Below are 461 nucleotides of genomic sequence, written 5' to 3' on the forward strand. Positions count from 1 at the left end.
TCTTGGCCGGCGACGGCACCTGGATCTTCGAAAACGGCGCCCAGGTATTCATCGAGAACAACACGGTCGACGGCCCCGGCGGCGACGACGTCCTCGAGGGCGGCGCCGGCAACGACCGGCTCACCGGTGGCGGCGGCAACGACACGCTGCGCGGCGGGGAAGGCAACGACAGGCTCGACGGCGGAGCAGGGATCGACACAGCGATATTCTCCGTTGCGCGCTCACAGGTCACTGTCGCTTATGACACTGATGGTACGCTAGGTATTCGGACGGGAGCAGAAGGTACGGACATCCTAAGTGGCGTCGAGCAGGTACAGTTCAGCGACGGTTTGTACTCCTTCCAGTTCGACAAGCCCGGCGCCGTTCTGGTGAGCAACTTCGCCGTTGGCGCAGGTGGTTGGAGCAGCCAGGACGTTTATCCGCGGCACGTTGCCGACATGAATGGCGATGGGTATGGCGAC

1 protein-coding gene is annotated in these 461 nt (G+C 63.3%); it reads left to right on the plus strand.

What is annotated here, in order from left to right:
* Nucleotides 1-2: 2 nt before the first annotated feature.
* The coding region (locus OMW55_RS05330) for a calcium-binding protein (RefSeq protein ID WP_264881384.1) at nucleotides 3-461 on the plus strand (459 nt) is incomplete at its 3' end.

This window comes from Sphingomonas arvum, from assembly GCF_026013565.1.
Classification (GTDB): Bacteria; Pseudomonadota; Alphaproteobacteria; order Sphingomonadales; family Sphingomonadaceae; genus Sphingomicrobium; species Sphingomicrobium arvum.